Annotated in this window: 1 protein-coding gene; it reads left to right on the top strand. The window is 71.2% G+C overall.

The genetic code is table 11. The features are described from left to right. Positions 1-126: 126 nt before the first annotated feature. A partial coding sequence (locus FNH04_RS45830; RefSeq protein WP_322725761.1) for a DNA polymerase III subunit gamma and tau occupies positions 127-1,563 on the top strand: 1,437 nt, incomplete at its 3' end.

The following is a 1,563-nucleotide window of genomic DNA, read 5'->3' as shown; positions in this document are numbered from 1 at the left end:
TCTTCTGCGTCCAGTGGCGGTCCGGTGGTGGCTGACCTGGGGCGTCTGAGGCGCGTGACCGGAGCCGGGTACGGGGCCGAGCCGGGGCGGGCCGGGTTGTCAGTGGGCGGCTATAACCTCGTATGCGTGTCCTCTCTCGCGCTGTACCGCCGCTATCGCCCGGAGACGTTCGCCGAGGTTATCGGGCAGGAGCATGTCACCGACCCGCTGCAGCAGGCGCTGCGGAACAACCGGGTCAACCACGCGTACCTGTTCAGCGGTCCGCGCGGGTGCGGGAAGACGACCAGCGCGCGAATCCTGGCTCGGTGCCTGAACTGCGAGCAGGGGCCCACGCCCACGCCCTGCGGTGAGTGCCAGTCGTGCCAGGACCTGGCGCGGAACGGTCCGGGGTCGATCGATGTGATCGAGATCGACGCCGCCTCGCACGGTGGTGTCGACGACGCCCGTGAGCTGCGGGAGAAGGCGTTCTTCGGCCCGGCCGGCAGCCGGTACAAGATCTACATCATCGACGAGGCCCACATGGTCACGTCGGCCGGGTTCAACGCGCTGCTCAAGGTGGTCGAGGAGCCGCCGGAGCACCTCAAGTTCATCTTCGCGACGACCGAGCCCGAGAAGGTCATCGGCACCATCCGGTCGCGTACGCACCACTATCCGTTCCGGCTCGTGCCCCCGGGGACGTTGCGGGACTACCTCGCCGATGTGTGCGCGAGGGAGGAGATCCCCGTCGAGGACGCGGTGCTTCCGCTCGTCGTACGGGCCGGGGCCGGGTCCGTGCGTGACTCGATGTCCGTGATGGACCAGCTCCTGGCGGGGGCGGCCGACGACGGTGTGACGTACGCCATGGCCACGTCGCTGCTGGGTTATACGGAAGGGTCCTTGCTCGACTCGGTCGTCGAGGCGTTCGCGGCGGGGGACGGGGCAGCCGCGTTCGAGGTCGTGGACCGGGTCATCGAGGGGGGCAACGACCCGAGGCGGTTCGTCGCGGATCTGCTGGAGCGGCTGCGGGACCTGGTGATCCTGGCCGCCGTCCCCGACGCGGCCGAGAAGGGGCTCATCGACGCGCCCACAGACGTCCTGGAGCGGATGCAGGCCCAGGCCGGGGTCTTCGGCGCCGCCGAGTTGAGCCGGGCCGCCGATCTCGTCAATGAGGGGTTGACGGAGATGCGGGGGGCCAATTCACCGCGCCTCCAGCTCGAGCTGATCTGCGCACGCGTGCTGCTTCCGGCGGCGTACGGCGACGAGCGTTCCGTGATGGCCCGTCTGGACCGGATCGAGCGCGGCGTGAACTTCTCCGGGGGTGGGGCCGGGCCCGCCATGGGGTACGTGCCCGGGCCTGACGCGCATGGGTATGGCGGGGCGGCCGGTGTCGGAGCCGGTGCCGGAGGTGCTGGTCAGGCTGCTGCTGCCCCTCAGCCCGTGGTCCCGCCGGGTGGAGGCCCCGCGGCGGCTCGGGCCGCGGTGCGGTCGGCGGGTGGCGCTAGTGGGCCGGGTGGCCCTAGTGGGCCAGGCGGTCCTGGAAGCCCTGGCGGTCCTGGCGGACCCGGTGGTCCTGGCGGACCCGGT

It is taken from the genome of Streptomyces phyllanthi, from assembly GCF_009377205.1.
Classification (GTDB): domain Bacteria; phylum Actinomycetota; class Actinomycetes; order Streptomycetales; family Streptomycetaceae; genus Streptomyces; species Streptomyces phyllanthi.
The sequence above is the reverse complement of the archived record's forward strand: the minus strand, read 5'-3'. Positions and strand labels throughout refer to the sequence as shown.